Source organism: Burkholderia sp. AU45274, from assembly GCF_030482505.1.
Classification (GTDB): domain Bacteria; phylum Pseudomonadota; class Gammaproteobacteria; order Burkholderiales; family Burkholderiaceae; genus Burkholderia.
On sequence record NZ_JAUJQE010000017.1, the window covers coordinates 74,321 to 91,222 of the forward strand.

Sequence of the window (16,902 nt, forward strand, 5' to 3'; positions counted from 1 at the left end):
GCGCGGTTGGACACATCGCTGTTCGGAGATTATCTCCCCTATACCTTGCCCGACATAGGTGCGCCGCCGGCTTTTGACGGGGGTTCAATCTTTGCTACCCAAGGATATCCGACGCACTTACGGAAATTCGATTGCGATACGGAATGCGAGTCCATCATCTCTAGCGCGATGCTAATGGACGCAGAGTACCTAGGCCGTTGCAAGACTGCCGAGATGCACCGACTCCGAGTCCACTGCGCGAGCCAGATAGAGTCGTTTGATGGAATGAGCGGGGCACCGGTTTTTCAGGTGTTGGCAGATCATGCGTACGAGGGAAAACTGTGGTTCGCTGGGATGCTGCTCCGGGGTACCCCATCGTCCTGCGAAGTGCAGTTCCTCGGCTACGAGAAAATAATTGGTGTACTCGCGCGGATTGTGAACGGCGACGTCGCCCTAGATTACGCCGTTCCTCCAATCAAAATTTAACGCGCGGCTAACCCTCTGCGGTCGCGAGGGCGCGGACTCGCTATCGGGCTGACGCGATATGGACTATCTCGGCCCGCGCCTTAAGGTGGTCGAGATGATCGCCCCATACCTGCATCATTCGTCTGCGTTCCGGCAGATACTCGGCATGGACGTAAGCGGCCGTCACTTGATTGCGTTCGGCGTGTGCCATCTGGCGCTCTACAACGTCCCGGCCGAAGCCAAGTTCACGCAGAGCCGTGGCCGCAAGCCCGCGAAACCCGTGCCCGGTCATTCGCGACTTGTAGCCCATGCGATAGAGCGCGTAAAGCATGGTGTTGTTCGATATGTGGCTTCGGCCTTGCACACTGTAGAACACAAAGCGATGCTGGCCGTTGAGCGCGCGGAGCTGGGCGAGCACGTCGAGAGCTTGCCGTGATAGTGGCACGATGTGAGGGTCGCGCATCTTCATGCGCTCCGGCGGTACGCGCCATTCTGCGGCGGCTTCGTCAAACTCTGACCACTCCGCACGGATCATTTCCGTTGTCCGCACGAAGGTCAGTGCCATCAGGCGGAGCGCGAGCCGAGTGACTAGGTCGCCTTGATAAGCATCGATGTCGCGCATGAGCTGCGGAATCTCCGTCGCCTTGACGCGGGCCATGTGCTGCACGCCGGGGCCCTTCTTCAAGACCGTCTGCGCATCGATGTCGGCCGCCGGATTCCTGGAGCATCGCCCGGTCATGATCCCGTACTGGAAGACCGCGCGAGAGCGCTGAAGAATCCGCTTCGCTGTCTCGCGCACCCCGCGCGCTTCAACCTCGCGAACGATGCTGAGCATCTGCGGCGAGTCGATCTCCGCGATCGGGCGAGGGCCGATCTTCGGGAATACATCGACTTCAAGCGAATTCAGCACCTTCTCTGCGTAGCCGTCGCTCCAGCCTGGACGCTGCGAGTCGTACCACTCGCGCGCTACCGCTTCGAACGAGTTTGCCGCCGCGATTTCGGCGGCCCGTTTCGCATCCTTCTTCGCTTCGCCGGGATCGACGCCGGCCGCGATCTGCTCGCGTGCCTCGTCGCGCTTCTTCCGTGCCGTCGCGAGCGTGACGGCCGGATAGACGCCGAGGGCGAGCGTCTTCTGCTTGCCAAGGAAGCGGTAGGACAAGCGCCAGTACTTCGCGCCATTCGGTTGGACGAGCAAGAACATCCCGTTGCCGTCCGTGAGTTTGTACGGGGCCGCGCTGGCCTTCGCGTTCCGTACCTGCACGTCAGTGAGAGGCATTGTTGGTATCTGTGTTGTTGGTATCTGCTGATACCAACAAAAATACCAACACTTTCTCCGGCTGTCACTGAGCAACGTTGGGTAACGATGGGCGCGAGAGGGCCGCCAGACGGGCTTGAGCGGGGAGTTTCTTGTGAATCTCGGGGATGGTTTGGGGCTTGGCTGGTCCCCCCGACAGGAATCGAACCTGTATCTAGCGCTTAGGAGGCGCTTGTTCTATCCATTGAACTACGGGGAGAGCCATGTCCAGGGAACGCAAAAAACGCGAACCGGACGGCGGTGTGGACAGCGCGCAGAGTATAGCAAACGCGTGGCGCGTCGGCGGGGCGGAATGCATGCCGACGCGCGTGATCGCGTCATCACCCGCGATCGGAAATCAGAGTGTCAGCGAATCAGAAATCGACGACGACGAAATCTTCCTTGCCCACATCGCACAGCGGGCAGCGCCAGTCGGCGGGAATGTCGGCGAAGCGGGTGCCGGGCGCGATGCCTTCGTCGGGCAGCCCTTCCGCTTCGTTGTAGACCCACCCGCAAATCAGGCAGACCCAGCTCTGGTATTCGGTTACTTCGCTCATGTAGCGCTCGGGAAAATGGAAATCCGGTGATGCCGTCCGCGGCGTGGCCGGCGGACGAAAGGCGCAATGGTACCGGAATTTCGTCGAACGGCTCCGCAACGTCGTTTTAAACGTACGCATCGCGAACAACGCAACCGAAACACGCCTGCCGTGCGTGCGGTGTATGCTTCCGAGGCTGTCCAATCATAAGGAGAATGCGATGCTGAACAGAAAGTGGATCGCAGGTGCGGTATGCGTGGCGGCGATGGCCGTGTCGACGATGGCGCGGGCCGAGGCGCGCGTGTATTTCGAAGCGCCGAGCGAGGGCGCGACGGTGTCGAACCCGGTGCACGTGAAGTTCGGGCTCGAAGGAATGGAGCTTCGACCGGCCGGCGACAACACGCCGAACACTGGCCATCATCACCTGCTGATCGACGGCCGGCCGATTCCGAAGGGCGACGTGATCCCCGCGAGCGAACGTTCGCTGCACTTCGGCAAGGCGCAGACCGAGACCGACATCAAGCTGCCGCCCGGCCAGCACACGCTGACGCTGCAGTTGGGCGACGGCATGCACCGCTCGTACGGCCCCGAATTGAGCTCGACGATCACGGTCAACGTGAAGTAATTGCACGTGCCGCGTACGGACGCCCAGGGCGTCCGGCGCGAAATGGTCGATCGGACGGCCGCAGCATCCGGCCGACGCAGGCGTTTTGCCCGGAACGCACGCCCGGCGTTCCGCGAACGGAAGCCGGGCGCGCCCGGCGCGTGCCAGCGAAGCGCATTGCGTCGATGCGCTTCGATCGACGCCCCGCCTGCCTGCCGCCAAACGCACGTTCCAACCCGCCTCCCAACCCGTTTGCCGGCCTTATCCGTCCGGCCATACCGGCAACGCCGCCCGCGACCGGTACAATGGGCGCTTCCGATTTCTCTCTTCGCCGTCTCCCCATGTCGCTCTATTCCATTTCCGGTGCGCAGCTCGCGTTCGGTCACGTCGCGTTGCTCGATCACGCGGATTTCTCGCTGGAAGCCGGCGAGCGCGTCGGCCTGATCGGCCGCAACGGTGCGGGCAAGTCGTCGCTGCTGAAGATCGTCGCCGGGCTCGCGAAGCCCGACGACGGGCTGGTCACGCGCCAGCAGGAACTCGTGACCGTCTACGTGCCGCAGGAGCCCGAATTCGAGCCGGGCGCGACGGTGTTCGAGGCAGTCGCATCGGGGCTCGCGCACACGCGCGAACTGCTCGAAGAATATGATTCGATCGCGCACCGCCTCGCCGATATACCCGAAGGGGCCGAGCACGATGCGCTGCTCGCGCGGATGAACGTGCTGCAGTCGTCGCTCGATGCGCACGACGCGTGGAGCTGGCGCACGCGCGTGTCGATGACGCTCGCGCAGATCGGCCTGGCGGACGTCGATGCTCCCGTCGACGCGTTGTCGGGCGGGATGCAGAAGCGTGTCGCGCTGGCGCGCGCGCTGGTGCTGCAGCCCGACGTGCTGCTGCTCGACGAACCGACCAACCACCTCGACTTCGACGGCATCCGCTGGCTGGAAGAACTGCTCGTCGCGCAGCGCGCCGGCCTGCTGTTCATCACGCACGATCGCGCGTTCCTCGACCGCGTCGCGACGCGCATCGTCGATCTCGATCGCGGCCGCCTGCTGTCGTACCCGGGCAATTTCTCCGCGTACCAGACGCGCAAGGCACAGCAGCTCGAAATCGAGCGCGTGGAAAACGAGAAGTTCGACAAGTTGCTCGCGCAGGAAGAAGTGTGGATCCGCAAGGGCGTCGAAGCGCGCCGCACCCGCAGCGTCGGCCGCATCGCGCGGCTCGTGCAGATGCGCAACGAGCGCGCGGAGCGCCGCAACACGCTGGGCAACGTGAAGCTGGATGTCGCGCAGGGCGAGAAGTCCGGCAAGATCGTCGCGGAGCTGACCGACGTGACGAAGCGCTACGGCGGCCGCGCGGTCGTCGATCGTTTCTCGACGACGGTGATGCGCGGCGACAAGATCGGCTTCATCGGCCCGAACGGCGCCGGCAAGACGACGCTGCTCAAGCTGATTCTCGGCGAACTGAAGCCCGACGAAGGCACGGTGCGCATCGGCACCAACCTGCAGGTCGCCTATTTCGACCAGATGCGTGCACAGCTCGACCAGGAGAAGAGCCTCGCGGATACCATCAGCCCCGGCAGCGAATGGGTCGAGATCGGCGGCGTGCGCAAGCACGTGATGAGCTATCTCGGCGATTTCCTGTTCGCGCCGGAACGCGCGCGTTCGCCGGTGAAGTCGCTGTCGGGCGGCGAGCGCAACCGGCTGCTGCTCGCGCGCCTGTTCGCGCGTCCGGCCAACGTGCTGGTACTCGACGAACCGACCAACGACCTCGACATCCAGACGCTCGAACTGCTCGAGGAGCTGCTGGCCGACTACGACGGCACGGTGCTGCTCGTCAGCCACGATCGCGCGTTCCTCGACAACGTCGTGACGTCGGTGATCGCGGCCGAGGGCGACGGCAAGTGGCGCGAATACGTGGGCGGCTTCAGCGACTGGCAGATCCAGAGCGCGCGGGCCGATCAGCTCGCGCAGCAGGAAGCCGCGAAGCGTGCGGTCAAGGAAGCCGCGCCCGTCAAGGAAGAGGCGGCGAAAAGCGCCGCGGGCCGCAACACGCAACGCACGGTGAAGCTGTCGTTCAACGAGCAGCGCGAGCTCGATTCGCTGCCGGAGAAGATCGCGGCGCTGGAAGAGGAGCAGAAGACGATCAATGCGCGGCTCGAAGACGGCTCGATTTTCGCGAAGGATCCGCAGGAAGGCACGCGCCTGACCGAGCGGTTCGCGGCGATCGACGACGAATTGCTCGAAGCGCTCGAGCGGTGGGAAACGCTCGAGGCGAAGCGCAAGCCCGCGTAAAACGCAGACGCGTCGCGCGGCCGGCGGCCGCCGCGCGCGATTCCGCGATTGGCGTGCCACGCGGAACCAGTAAAATACCGCGCGTCCCGGGCAGCGCAGCGCACGCCGCGCGCCCGCTTTCGGAGCAGTCCAAGCACACCGTTGTTTCGATTCGCTTTTTTACGGAACTCAACGTTTTGTCCACGACGTTATCCACACGAGGTGTGGACAACGTCCCGATGAATGACGAAATTCAGCGCCTATGTCAACGAAGAAACCCAGCGCGGCCTATAGCGAAGCATCGATCAAGGTGCTCAAGGGTCTCGAGCCGGTCAAGCAGCGGCCCGGCATGTACACCCGTACCGAGAATCCGCTGCACATCATCCAGGAAGTCATCGACAACGCGTCCGACGAGGCGCTTGGCGGCTACGGCAAGCAGATCACGGTCACGCTGCACGCCGACCAGTCGGTCTCGGTCGAGGACGACGGCCGCGGCATCCCGTTCGGCATGCACCCTGAAGAGGGCGTGCCGGTCGTCGAGATCGTATTCACGCGCCTGCACGCGGGCGGCAAGTTCGACAAGGCCGCGGGCGGCGCCTACACGTTTTCGGGCGGCCTGCACGGCGTCGGCGTGTCGGTGACGAACGCGCTGGCGACACGCCTCGACGTGACGGTCTGGCGCGACGGCAAGATCGCGGAACTCGGCTTCGCCGAAGGCGACGTGGTGAAACCGCTCGCGACGCAGGGCGCGGGCCGCGGCGAGAAGAAATCCGGCACGCGCGTGCAGGTGTGGCCGAATCCGAAGTACTTCGATTCGCCGAACCTGCCGCTCGGCGAACTGCAGCGCCTGCTGCGCTCGAAGGCCGTGCTGCTGCCGGGCGTCGAGGTCGTGCTCGTCAACGAGAAGTCGGGCGAGCGCCAGACGTGGAAGTATGAAGACGGCCTGCGCGGCTACCTGCTCGACGAAATGAACGGCAGCGAGCTGCTGATCCCGCTGTTCGAAGGCGAGCGCTTTGCCGATTCGCGTTCGGGCGACGACACCTTCGCCGAAGGCGAGGGCGCGTCGTGGGTCGTCGCATGGAGCGAGGAAGGCTCGCTCGTGCGCGAGTCGTACGTGAACCTGATCCCGACGCCGGCCGGCGGCACGCACGAATCCGGCCTGCGCGACGGTCTCTACCAGGCAGTGAAAAGCTTCGTCGAACTGCACAACCTGCAGCCGAAGGGCGTGAAGCTGCTCGCGGAAGACGTGTTCGCGCGCGTGTCGTTCGTGCTGTCCGCGAAGGTGCTCGATCCGCAGTTCCAGGGGCAGATCAAGGAACGCCTGAACAGCCGCGACGCGGTGAAGCTCGTGTCGTCGTTCTCGCGTCCGGCGCTGGAGCTGTGGCTGAACCAGCACGTCGAGCACGGCAAGAAACTCGCCGAACTCGTGATCAAGCAGGCGCAGGCGCGCACGCGCGCCGGCCAGAAGGTCGAGAAGCGCAAGAGCTCGGGCGTCGCGGTGCTGCCCGGCAAGCTGACCGACTGCGAGACGGAAGATATCGCGCGCAACGAGCTGTTCCTGGTCGAGGGTGACTCGGCAGGCGGCTCCGCGAAGATGGGCCGCGACAAGGAATACCAGGCGATCCTGCCGCTGCGCGGCAAGGTGCTGAACACGTGGGAAACCGAGCGCGACCGCCTGTTCGCGAACAACGAGGTGCACGACATCTCGGTCGCGATCGGCGTCGATCCGCACAGCCCGGATGAAAGCGTCGACCTGTCGAACCTGCGCTACGGCAAGATCTGCATCCTGTCGGACGCGGACGTCGACGGTTCGCACATCCAGGTGCTGCTGCTCACGCTGTTCTTCAAGCATTTCCCGCAACTGATCGAGCGCGGCCATGTGTGCGTCGCGCGCCCGCCGCTGTTCCGCGTCGACGCGCCCGCGCGCGGCAAGAAGGCCGCGCAGAAGCTTTATGCACTCGACGAAGGCGAACTCGAGGCGATCCTCGACAAGCTGCGCAAGGACGGTGTGCGCGAGACGCAATGGAGCATCAGCCGCTTCAAGGGTCTCGGTGAAATGAGCGCCGAGCAGCTGTGGGATACGACGATGAACCCCGACACGCGCCGCCTGATGCCGGTGAAGCTCGGCGAGCTCGACTACGAGGCGACCGTCGCACGCATGACGATGCTGATGGGCAAGGGCGAGGCAGCCGCGCGACGCGGCTGGCTCGAGGAAAAGGGCAACGACGTCGAAGCGGACATCTAAGCCGAACACCTGCGCGGCCGGGCATGACGCCCGGCCCGGCCTTACGTCACTTACGAATACGGAATTCAGATGGACGACAACACTTCCGATCTCTTCGCCAGCTCCGATGCACCGGATGCCGACGCGCTGACGCTCGGCAACTACGCGGAGCAGGCGTATCTCAGCTACGCGGTCAGCGTCGTGAAGAGCCGCGCGCTGCCCGACGTGTGCGACGGCCAGAAGCCGGTGCAGCGCCGGATTCTCTACGCGATGAACGAAATGGGCCTCGGCCCGGACGCGAAGCCGGTGAAGTCGGCGCGCGTGGTCGGCGACGTGCTCGGTAAATACCACCCGCACGGCGACCAGTCGGCATACGATGCACTGGTGCGTCTCGCGCAGGATTTCTCGCTGCGCTACCCGCTGATCGACGGGCAGGGCAACTTCGGCTCGCGCGACGGCGACGGCGCGGCGGCGATGCGATACACCGAAGCCCGCCTCACGCCGATCGCGAAGCTGCTGCTCGACGAGATCGACCAGGGCACGGTCGACTTCATGCCGAACTACGACGGCTCGTTCGAGGAGCCGAAGACGCTGCCGAGCCGCATGCCGTTCGTGCTGCTGAACGGCGCGTCGGGCATCGCGGTCGGTCTCGCGACCGAAATCCCGTCGCACAACCTGCGTGAAGTCGCGGGCGCGGCGGTCGCGCTGATCCGCAATCCGAAGCTCTCGCACGCGGAGCTGATGAACCTGATTCCCGGCCCGGATTTCCCGGGCGGCGGGCAGATCATCTCGAGCGACACCGAAATCGCGGCGGCCTATGAAACCGGCCGCGGCAGCCTGAAGGTGCGCGCGCGCTGGAAGATCGAGGATCTCGCGCGCGGCCAGTGGCAGCTCGTCGTGACCGAGCTGCCGCCGAGCACGTCGGGCCAGAAGGTGCTCGAGGAAATCGAGGAGCTGACGAACCCGAAGCTCAAGCTCGGCAAAAAGACGCTGACGCCCGAGCAGCTCAACACGAAGAAGGCGATGCTCGACCTGCTCGACGCGGTGCGCGACGAGTCGGGCAAGGAAGCGGCGGTGCGGCTCGTGTTCGAGCCGAAGTCGCGCACGATCGACCAGACGGAATTCGTGAACACGCTCCTCGCGTACACGAGCCTCGAGTCGAACGCGACGCTGAACCTCGTGATGATCGGCGCCGACGGCCGGCCGGGCCAGAAGGGCCTGCTGACGATCCTCGACGAGTGGGTGAAGTTCCGCCAGCTGACGATGACGCGCCGGTGCCGCCATCGTCTCGCGAAGGTCGACGACCGCATCCACATCCTCGAAGGGCGGATGATCGTCTTCCTGAACATCGACGAGGTGATCCGCATCATCCGCGAGTCGGACGAGCCGAAGGCCGCGCTGATGAGCGCGTTCGGGCTCAGCGAACGGCAGGCGGAAGATATTCTCGAAATCCGGCTGCGCCAGCTCGCGCGGCTCGAGAAGATCAAGATCGAGAAGGAACTCGAAGCGCTGCGCGACGAAAAGGCGAAGCTCGAGGAACTGCTCGCGAACGAAAGCGCGATGAAGCGGCTGATGATCAAGGAGATCGAGGCCGACGCGAAGCAGTACGGCGACGATCGCCGCACGCTGATCCAGCAGGAAAAGCGCGCGACCTTCGAGGCGAAGGTGGTCGACGAGCCGGTCACGGTGGTCGTGTCGCAGAAGGGCTGGGTGCGTGCGCTGAAGGGCCACGGGCTCGACCCGGCCAGCTTCTCGTTCAAGGCCGGCGATCATCTGTACGCGGCGTTCCAGTGCCGCACGCCGGATCGCCTGATCGCGTGGGGCAGCAGCGGCCGCGTGTACTCGGTGGACGTGTCGGTGCTGCCGGGCGGGCGCGGCGACGGCGTGCCCGTCACGTCGCTGATCGAGCTCGAGTCGGGCTCGCACCTGATGCACTACTACGCGGCGCCGGCCGACCAGCAACTGCTGCTCGCGTCGAGCAACGGCTTCGGCTTCCTCGCGAAGGTCGGCGACATGGTGAGCCGCGTGAAGGCCGGCAAGGCGTTCATGACGATCGATGCGGGCGCGGCGCCGCTCGCGCCGATGCCGGTGCTGCCGAACGCGACGCAGGCCGCGTGCCTGTCGAGCGGCGGCCGCCTGCTCGTGTTCGGGATGGACGAGATGAAGACGCTGTCCGGCGGCGGTCGCGGTGTGATCCTGATGGCGCTCGACGACAAGGAAACGCTCGTGCAGGCGCTCGCGATCGATCCGGCCGGCGTCGTGCTGATCGGCACCGGCCGCGGCGGCAAGACGATGGACGAAACGCTGTCGTATGCGGGGCTGGCGCCGCACGTCGGCAAGCGCGCCCGCAAGGGCCGCGCGCCGGACACGAAGCTCAAGGTCGTCAGCGAACTGCGTCCGCTGCTCGGCTGACGCTACGCACGTTCGATCGCCCGGTTCAGCCGCGATCGAAGGCCGCACCTCCGCTTCGGCGGACGTGCGGCCTTTTCTTTTTGACGGGGATTCGGGTAAGCAAGCGTGGCGCTGTCACGCGGAACTTGCAAAATAATGTGAAATCGCGCCTGGGGTCTGAACCGCTCGGCGACAATCCGGTCGAACGTCGCTCGATGCCGCGTACGACGCGGCCGTTCGCCGCACCCCACTCCTCACAGGATCGCCGTCATGTCCCATGCTGTCTCCGTCGCGCTGTTTCTTCATCTGCTGGCCGTCGCCGTGTGGGTGGGCGGGATGGTCTTCGCCAACTTCTGCCTGCGTCCGGCGCTGTCCGACCTGTCGCCGCAGCTGCGGTTGCCGCTGATCGAGGGCGTGTTCGGCCGCTTCTTCAACTGGGTCTCGGGTTCCGTGATCGTGATCCTGCTGACCGGCGGCTTCCTGCTCGTGCAATTCGGCGGCGCGCACGCGACGTGGTCGCTGCACGCGATGGCCGGGCTCGGCGTCGTGATGATGCTGATCTTCGGGCATATCCGGTTCGCGCTGTTCCCGCGCATCCGCCGTGCGGTGCAGGCGCAGAAGTGGCCGGACGGCGCGCGCGCGGTGAATACGGTGCGCCTGCTCGTGCTCGTGAACCTCGTGCTCGGCGTCGTCACGATCGGCGCGGCGGTGTTGTCGCGCGGTTTCTGATTGACCGCAGCCGGCCGGCCCGCGCGCAGCCGCGGGTGCGCCGGCAAGCGCCGCTACGCGGCCAGCATCGCATCGAGCAGCCATGAGCCGACCGGTCCGAGCGGCCGGTTGCGCGACCAGACCGCATCGACCCGCACACGGCGCGGCCAGCCGCGCGCACGCAGTTCGCACAGCCGATCGCGCGCGAAGTGGTCGACCATCCAGCGCGGCAGTTCGGCCCAGCCGAACCCCAGCACGGCCATCTCCAGCAGCATCAGGTAGCTTGGCGCCAGCCAGTGCTGCGTGCCGACGACGATCCGGTCGTCGGCGCCGCGGCCTTCCGTTTTCACATAGGTATTGAGGCGCAGTTCGCGCACGTCGCGCAGCGCGGCGTGCGGCACGTCGGTGTCGCCGTATTCGGCGAGCGCGTGCGTGCGGCCGACGAACAGCCCGATTTCCGATTCCTCCGCAATCGTCGCCGCGCCGATATCGGCCGGGTAGGCCGCGCGCGCGGCCATCAGCCCCAACTGCGCGCGCCCCTGCTGGATCAGGTCGAGCACGTCTTCGTGCTCGGCGATCTGGCATTCGAGCTCGAGCGCCGGAAAGCGCCGTTCGAGCGCCATCAACGTTTCCTCGTAGCGCTTCGACTGGTACGTATCGGACACGACGAGCGTCAGCCGCGCTTCCTCGCCACGCGCGAGCCGCGCGGCCGTCCGGTCGATCGCCGCGCCGGCCTCGAGCGCGCGCTGCACCTGCGGCAGCAGCGCACGCCCGGCATCGGTCAGCGTCGGTGCGCGCGTCGAGCGGTCGAACAACTGCACGCCGAGATCGATCTCGAGGTTCGCGATCGCCTCCGACACGGTCGACTGGCGCTTGCCGAGCTTGCGCGCGGCGGCCGTGAACGAGCCGAGCAACGCGGCTTCGGCGAAGGCGAGCAGGGCTTCGGGGGCGTGGCGCATGCGGCGCTCCTGGTGGGTGATATATCGGTAAAACCGATGATATCAAACTGGATTCATACGGTTATGCCGATCAGAATGGCGGCCATGTACGAAGTAGACGAATCGGAGGGAATCATGAAACAGGTCAACAAAACGGTGACGGAACGGCTGCTGCATGCGCTGACGTTCGAGCTGGTCGCGATCGCGCTGTGCGCGCCGATCGGCGCGTGGCTGCTCGACATGCCGGTGTCGCACGTCGGCGTGCTGACGGTGATGGTGTCGCTGATCGCGATGGCGTGGAACATGGCGTTCAACACGCTGTTCGACCGCTTCGAGCGTCGCGCGGGGCTGACCCGCACGCTCGGCATGCGGATCGCGCATGCGGTCACGTTCGAGCTCGGCCTCGTCGCGATGGTGGTGCCGGTCGCCGCGTGGTGGCTGAACGTGAGCCTCGTCGAGGCGCTGCTGCTCGACCTCGGCATCGTGCTGTTCTTCCTGCCTTACACGTTCTGCTTCAACCTCGCTTACGACGCGCTGCGCGCCCGCTGGATGGCACGCCGGGTCGCGATGCAGGCAGGTTGAGGAGGGCCTGGACGGGCGAATGCCGGTAGAACCCGGCGGGGCGGTGGTCGCCGCCCGTCAGCGCGCGGCGGCCAGCAGCCACACGCCGCAAGCCACCGCGACCGTGCCGTACACGGCATAGACGGGCACCTTGAAGCGCGCGAAGCACAGCGTCGCGAAGGCGCCCGTCAGCCAGTAAACGGGGTCGACGGGTTCGCGGTGCAGGATTCTCACGACGGCGACGACGAGAAAACCCGTGGTCGCGGCACGCAGCAGGCGCATCCCGTGCTCGAAGCGCGAATGGCGCTTGAGCCGGGACAGGTGGTTCTGCGCAAACACGACGAGGCATCCCGACGGAATGAACAGCGCGGCCGTCGCGAGCAGCGCGCCGACCCAGCCGTCGGTCAGGTAGCCGAGAAACGGGACGACGTTCAGCAGCGGCCCCGGCGCGACAGGGGACAGCGCGAACGCCAGTGTGAAGTCGTGATCGGAGATGCCCGTTGCGGGCGTGACGAACAGCGTCTTGAGCACGGGCAGCGCGGAAAAGCCGCCGCCGAACAGCGTCATGCCGGCGCCGGCGAGACGCGGCCACAGCAGCGTCGCCTGGTAATCGCCGGGCAGCGGCACCGCGAACAGCGTGACGAGCACGCCGAGCAGCACGAGCAGGTTGCGGTCGCGGGTCGACAACGTGAAATCGACCGCGTCGCGTTGCGGCGGCCCCGTGAGCCAGCCGGCCGCGAACGCGGCGAAGAGAATCCCGACGAAGGCGGCCGGATTATGTGCGAAACCGAGCAGAATCGTCGACAGCGCGGCGATCAGTTGTTCGCGCCGTGTGCGCGCGAGCGAGCGCAGCTGCTTGACCCACGTGACGCCGATCAGCGCGGCGAGCACCATCCCGAAGTGATTGATCAGCATCGGTGCGGCGAGCGAGCGCACGAGCGGCGTGCGATAGAAGATCGCGAACAGCGTCATCAGGATGGAGAACGGCAGCACGCTCGCGATGCCGGCGATCCATGCGCCGATGCGACCATGCAGGATCTGGCCGACCTGCACCGCCACGTTGCAGCCGACGGGGCCCGGCACCAGCCAGGCCAGCGCGACGAGGTCGCCGAAGACGTTGGGCTCGATGCGCTTCAGCCGCTCCACGTAGTGGCGTTCGAGCTGCGCCATCATCGACAGCCCGCCCCACGAGACCGCCGAAATGCTGGCGACGACCTTGAACAGGTCCCACAGGGACGCCTGCGCCTGTTCGATATCAGCGGTCGCTTCGATTTCGACGGTAGTCATGTTGGTGGTATGAGCGCGGGGCCCGATCTCTCGCGTGTGGCCATGCCGGCGGCCCGCCGACACGTTGGCCCTCCCAATTGTCCGCCGCGCACCGTGACACTGCCATGCGCGAAAACGCTAGTTCATGAACTAAACAATTGGATCGGAAAACGAAACAATGCCGGCGCACGCAATAGCGACCAAGGCCACGGCCGCGCTGCGCTTACGCGCCCGTGCTGCCGGTCGCGCGATGCGCGATCACGTTCGGCGCGTCGCCGCGCACGCCGAAGCGTGCGATCAGCGCGGGAATCGCGTCGGCCGGCACCGGTCGCGAGAACAGGAAGCCTTGCGCCTCGATCTCGCCGAGCGCGGCGAGCCATGTGATCTGCTCCTCGGTTTCCGTGCCTTCGACGACGACGGTCAGGCCGAGCGAGCGCGCGAGATGCACGATCGACGACACCATCACGCACACGCTGCGATCGTTCGGGATGGCCTGCACGAACGAGCGGTCGACCTTCAGCGTGTCGACGGAGAAGCGGTGCAGGTACGACAGCGACGAATAGCCGGTGCCGAAATCGTCGAGCGCGATGCGGATGCCGAGCTTCTTCAGCGCGACGATCTTCTCGGACACGAGCTCCGGATATTCCATCATCGCGGTCTCGGTGATCTCGATCTCGAGCCGGTTCGCGTCGATGCCGGTGTCCTGTAGCGCCTGCGAGATCGTCTCGATCAGGTCGCCGCGCCAGAACTGCACCGGCGAGATGTTGACCGCGAGCGTCAGCGTGTCGTGGCCTTCGTCGCGCCAGCGCGCGATCTGCTCGCACGCGGTGCGGATCACGAAGTCGCCGATCGGCACGATCAGGCCGGTCGATTCGGCGATCGAAATGAATTCGTTCGCGGAGATGACGCCGTGCTCCGGATGATCCCAGCGCGCGAGCGCTTCGAAGCCGGTGATGTGGCGGTGCGTGAGGTCGATCTTCGGCTGGTACGCGAGGAACAGCTGCCCCTCGGCGAGCGCGACGCGCAGTTGCTGTTCCCAGCGCATCAGGTGGTCGGCGCGGTGCGACAGGTGCGGCGCATAGAACTGGTAGCAGTTCTTGCCGGCGTCCTTCGCGCTGTACATCGCGAGATCGGCCTTCTTCAGCAGGTCGATCTCGCTCTCGTTTGCCACCGTGTGCAGCGCGATGCCGATGCTCGCATGCAGCACGAACGAGCTGCCGCGCACGTCGAACGGTTCGCCGAACATCCGGATGATCGCTTCCGCGAGCCGCACCGCGCGCCGCTCGACGTCGTCGCCCTTCATCACCACGACGAATTCGTCGCCGCCGATGCGCGCGAGCGAGCCTTCGTCGCCGACCGCATCGGACAGGCGCGACGCGGTCATCTGCAGCACGATGTCGCCGGCGTTGTGGCCGAGCGTGTCGTTGACGGTCTTGAAGTTGTCGAGATCGATGAACAGCAGCCCGAGCCGCGACAGGCTCGCCGGCATCGACACGTCGTTGCGCAACCCGCGCAGCGTCGCATAGCGGTTCGCGAGGCCGGTGAGGAGGTCGTACTCGGCGAGCTGCGTCATTTCGCGCTCCCGGCCGAGCAGCTTGCCGATCAGGCCCGTCGCGACGCCAAAGAACGCGAGCATCGCGAGCGTGATGAAGCTCGTCATCAGCAGGTAGACGTTGCGCGTGTGGTAGTAGTCCGCGAATTCCTCGGTTTGCGACAGCCCGACCATCACCGCGAGCGGGTAGCCGTCGAGGTGGCGGTACGACACGATGCGCGTCACGCCGTCGATCGGATCGATGATCGTGCCCGTCACGCGCTCGGCGATCGGGTAAACACCCGACGCGGAAAACGCGCCGGGCGCATTGCTGACCGAGCCCGTGCGCCGCGCGAGCACCGCGCCGGTATCGGACACGACCGCGATCACGCCTTCCTTGCCGATCGCCGCGTTGTTGTAGAAGTCGTTGGTGAAGTAGCTCGGGTCTTCCGACACGACGACGATGCCCGCGAAGCTGCCGTCCGGGTTGTTCAGGCGCCGTGTCATCTGCAGCGTCCAGTGGCTCGACACGCGGCCGAGTACGGGCTTGCTGATGAACAGGCGGTCGTCGTTGTGCGCGAGGTGGACCTTGAAGTGCTCGCGGTCGGACAGGTTGATCGGCTGCGGATGCAGCTCGGCCGTGTTCGCGAACAGGATGCCCTTCGCGTTGACGAGCGACACCTGGATCAGCGTGTCGCTCGGCACGACGCCTTTCTCGACGGCGCTGGCGAGGTTGAAGCGGGCGGGCGACTTCTCGAATTCGAACTTGACGAAGCGGGTGATCTGGTCGACCTGGTGGATCGCCTTGACCGTATGCTGCTCGAGCGCGGAAGACAGGATCGCCGCGGAAGCCGCTGCTTCCTTGTACGCACTGTCCTTTTCCACCGACAGACGCGCGATGATCACGGCCCACAGCAGCGCGAGCGCCAGCATCCCGAGCAGCGGGATCGCAAATAGCGCACGCCGGCGCGATTTGCGCGGCGCGCGTAGCGGCCGGGGCGGCGGCGTGTGGTTGGACCGGGCGGAGCTCATCGAAGCGGGTGGCGTCCTGCTCGCGTGCGCCATCCGTCTGGATGGCTGACTATTGGTTGGGGTTGTCCCGACGTCTGTTCGTTCGCGGGACACGCAACCATGGACAGACCTCCGAAACAACGGATTAGGCCCGATATTACTGGTTGGAACGTTTTTGCGATAGTTGGGCGAATCGTAGGGGGCGCCGGACGGGCCGGCGCCATCGCACATCGCGAAATGTCAGGCGGGTGACAGGAAAGTGCCGTCGACGACGGTGACGACCTGGCCGCCGATCCACGTGGTGCCGTCTTCGTCATAGCTGACGAAGATGCGGCCGTCGCGGCCGATCGCCGTACCCTGGCGGGCCGTATACGACTGGCCGGGGCGGCGTTCCTGCCGCGTCAGCAGCCCGGCGAGCGCGGCGTTCGCGCTGCCGGTGACGGGATCCTCGCCGAAGCCGAAATTGCCGCCCGTCATCAGGCAGCGGACTTCGAACGTCGCGGGGCCGCCTTCCGCGTGCGGCGCGTAGACGGCGACGCCGTCCATGCCGTAGCGGTGCGTGAGCGCCGCCAGCGCGGCCGGATCGGGCGTCAGGCCGATGCAGGCATCGGCCGACTTCAGCCGCACGACCAGCCATGGCGCGCCGTTGTCGACCGCGCACGGTTCGGCATCCAGATCGAGCGCGTCGCTGCGCAACGCGGCAGCCAGCGCCGCGTAGTCCGAGCGGTCGAGCGGCGTGACGCGTGCCGGCGGCGCGGCGAACGCCCAGCCGTCGGCCTGCTCGCGCAGCGCGACCCGGCCGACCCCGCACTGCTGGATCAGCCGGCCCGGCGTGCGCGGCCGCGCGCCGCTTTCCAGGAACGCATGCGCAGTGCCCAGCGTCGGGTGGCCGGCGAACGGCAGTTCGCCCTCCGTCGTGAAGATCCGGACGCGGTAGTCGGCTTCCGGATCGGTCGGCGTGCAGAGGAACGTCGTTTCCGACAGGTTCGTCCAGCGGGCGATCGCGAGCATGTCGTCGTCGCCGAGCGAATCGGCGTCGAACACCACGGCGAGCGCGTTGCCCTTGAACGGTACCGACGTGAATACGTCGACCTGCTTGAAACGGACGAGACGGCCGGGCATCG

General features: G+C 66.0%; 12 protein-coding genes and 1 tRNA gene. 6 read left to right on the forward strand and 7 right to left on the reverse strand.

All coding sequences use genetic code 11. The features are described from left to right. Positions 1-505: 505 nt before the first annotated feature. The 3 genes from QZM35_RS35145 to QZM35_RS35155 all read right to left on the reverse strand — a co-directional run bounded on the left by QZM35_RS35145 (position 506) and on the right by QZM35_RS35155 (position 2,295). Positions 506-1,720: an integrase arm-type DNA-binding domain-containing protein gene (locus tag QZM35_RS35145; RefSeq protein ID WP_301777642.1), complete on the reverse strand. Its 1,215-nt coding sequence runs from the start codon at positions 1,718-1,720 to the stop codon at positions 506-508. Between the two features lie 163 nt (positions 1,721-1,883). Beyond that, positions 1,884-1,958: transfer RNA gene (locus tag QZM35_RS35150), tRNA-Arg, on the reverse strand. A gap of 154 nt (positions 1,959-2,112) precedes the next feature. After that, positions 2,113-2,295: a rubredoxin gene (locus QZM35_RS35155; protein WP_006398668.1), complete on the reverse strand. Its 183-nt coding sequence runs from the start codon at positions 2,293-2,295 to the stop codon at positions 2,113-2,115. Between the two features lie 199 nt (positions 2,296-2,494). On the opposite strand from QZM35_RS35155, the gene QZM35_RS35160 reads away from it, so the two are divergent. The 5 genes from QZM35_RS35160 to QZM35_RS35180 all read left to right on the forward strand — a co-directional run bounded on the left by QZM35_RS35160 (position 2,495) and on the right by QZM35_RS35180 (position 10,492). Continuing rightward, a complete protein-coding gene (locus QZM35_RS35160) occupies positions 2,495-2,899 on the forward strand; it encodes a DUF4399 domain-containing protein (protein ID WP_089426058.1) in 405 nt (134 codons plus the stop codon). A gap of 284 nt (positions 2,900-3,183) precedes the next feature. Further along, complete coding sequence (locus tag QZM35_RS35165) at positions 3,184-5,169, forward strand: ATP-binding cassette domain-containing protein (protein WP_174976244.1); 1,986 nt, start codon at positions 3,184-3,186, stop codon at positions 5,167-5,169. A gap of 241 nt (positions 5,170-5,410) precedes the next feature. Then, entirely contained in the window at positions 5,411-7,393 is a 1,983-nt protein-coding gene (parE, locus tag QZM35_RS35170; RefSeq protein WP_089426056.1) for a DNA topoisomerase IV subunit B, read from the forward strand. Positions 7,394-7,462: 69 nt separating this feature from the next. Beyond that, the gene (gene parC, locus QZM35_RS35175) at positions 7,463-9,784 is read left to right on the forward strand and encodes a DNA topoisomerase IV subunit A (RefSeq protein WP_301777643.1); all 2,322 of its coding nucleotides are present in this window, start codon (positions 7,463-7,465) and stop codon (positions 9,782-9,784) included. Positions 9,785-10,033: 249 nt separating this feature from the next. Then, positions 10,034-10,492 (forward strand): CopD family protein, encoded by a 459-nt coding sequence (locus QZM35_RS35180; RefSeq protein ID WP_069248551.1) that lies wholly within the window; start codon positions 10,034-10,036, stop codon positions 10,490-10,492. Positions 10,493-10,545: 53 nt separating this feature from the next. On the opposite strand, the gene QZM35_RS35185 is transcribed toward QZM35_RS35180, so the two are convergent. Continuing rightward, complete coding sequence (locus QZM35_RS35185) at positions 10,546-11,430, reverse strand: LysR family transcriptional regulator (RefSeq protein ID WP_089426054.1); 885 nt, start codon at positions 11,428-11,430, stop codon at positions 10,546-10,548. A 114-nt stretch (positions 11,431-11,544) separates the two neighbouring features. Between QZM35_RS35185 and QZM35_RS35190 the strand changes: the two genes are divergently transcribed. Further along, positions 11,545-11,991 (forward strand): multidrug/biocide efflux PACE transporter, encoded by a 447-nt coding sequence (locus QZM35_RS35190; protein ID WP_089426630.1) that lies wholly within the window; start codon positions 11,545-11,547, stop codon positions 11,989-11,991. A gap of 57 nt (positions 11,992-12,048) precedes the next feature. On the opposite strand, the gene QZM35_RS35195 is transcribed toward QZM35_RS35190, so the two are convergent. The 3 genes from QZM35_RS35195 to QZM35_RS35205 all read right to left on the reverse strand — a co-directional run bounded on the left by QZM35_RS35195 (position 12,049) and on the right by QZM35_RS35205 (position 16,900). Further along, positions 12,049-13,257, reverse strand: coding sequence for a chromate transporter (locus tag QZM35_RS35195; protein WP_089426053.1), 1,209 nt, complete (start codon positions 13,255-13,257; stop codon positions 12,049-12,051). 202 nt (positions 13,258-13,459) lie between these two features. After that, positions 13,460-15,799 (reverse strand): EAL domain-containing protein, encoded by a 2,340-nt coding sequence (locus QZM35_RS35200; RefSeq protein ID WP_089426052.1) that lies wholly within the window; start codon positions 15,797-15,799, stop codon positions 13,460-13,462. Positions 15,800-16,018: 219 nt separating this feature from the next. Beyond that, a complete protein-coding gene (locus tag QZM35_RS35205) occupies positions 16,019-16,900 on the reverse strand; it encodes a PhzF family phenazine biosynthesis protein (protein WP_089426051.1) in 882 nt (293 codons plus the stop codon). Between the last annotated feature and the right edge of the window lie 2 nt (positions 16,901-16,902).

Coding starts and splice junctions, on each gene's coding strand:
- QZM35_RS35145 (WP_301777642.1), bottom strand. CDS start 1,720: ATGCCTCTCACTGACGTGCAGGTACGGAACGCGAAGGCCAGCGCGGCC.
- QZM35_RS35155 (WP_006398668.1), bottom strand. CDS start 2,295: ATGAGCGAAGTAACCGAATACCAGAGCTGGGTCTGCCTGATTTGCGGG.
- QZM35_RS35160 (WP_089426058.1), top strand. CDS start 2,495: ATGCTGAACAGAAAGTGGATCGCAGGTGCGGTATGCGTGGCGGCGATG.
- QZM35_RS35165 (WP_174976244.1), top strand. CDS start 3,184: ATGGGCGCTTCCGATTTCTCTCTTCGCCGTCTCCCCATGTCGCTCTAT.
- parE (WP_089426056.1), top strand. CDS start 5,411: ATGTCAACGAAGAAACCCAGCGCGGCCTATAGCGAAGCATCGATCAAG.
- parC (WP_301777643.1), top strand. CDS start 7,463: ATGGACGACAACACTTCCGATCTCTTCGCCAGCTCCGATGCACCGGAT.
- QZM35_RS35180 (WP_069248551.1), top strand. CDS start 10,034: ATGTCCCATGCTGTCTCCGTCGCGCTGTTTCTTCATCTGCTGGCCGTC.
- QZM35_RS35185 (WP_089426054.1), bottom strand. CDS start 11,430: ATGCGCCACGCCCCCGAAGCCCTGCTCGCCTTCGCCGAAGCCGCGTTG.
- QZM35_RS35190 (WP_089426630.1), top strand. CDS start 11,545: ATGAAACAGGTCAACAAAACGGTGACGGAACGGCTGCTGCATGCGCTG.
- QZM35_RS35195 (WP_089426053.1), bottom strand. CDS start 13,257: ATGACTACCGTCGAAATCGAAGCGACCGCTGATATCGAACAGGCGCAG.
- QZM35_RS35200 (WP_089426052.1), bottom strand. CDS start 15,799: ATGAGCTCCGCCCGGTCCAACCACACGCCGCCGCCCCGGCCGCTACGC.
- QZM35_RS35205 (WP_089426051.1), bottom strand. CDS start 16,900: ATGCCCGGCCGTCTCGTCCGTTTCAAGCAGGTCGACGTATTCACGTCG.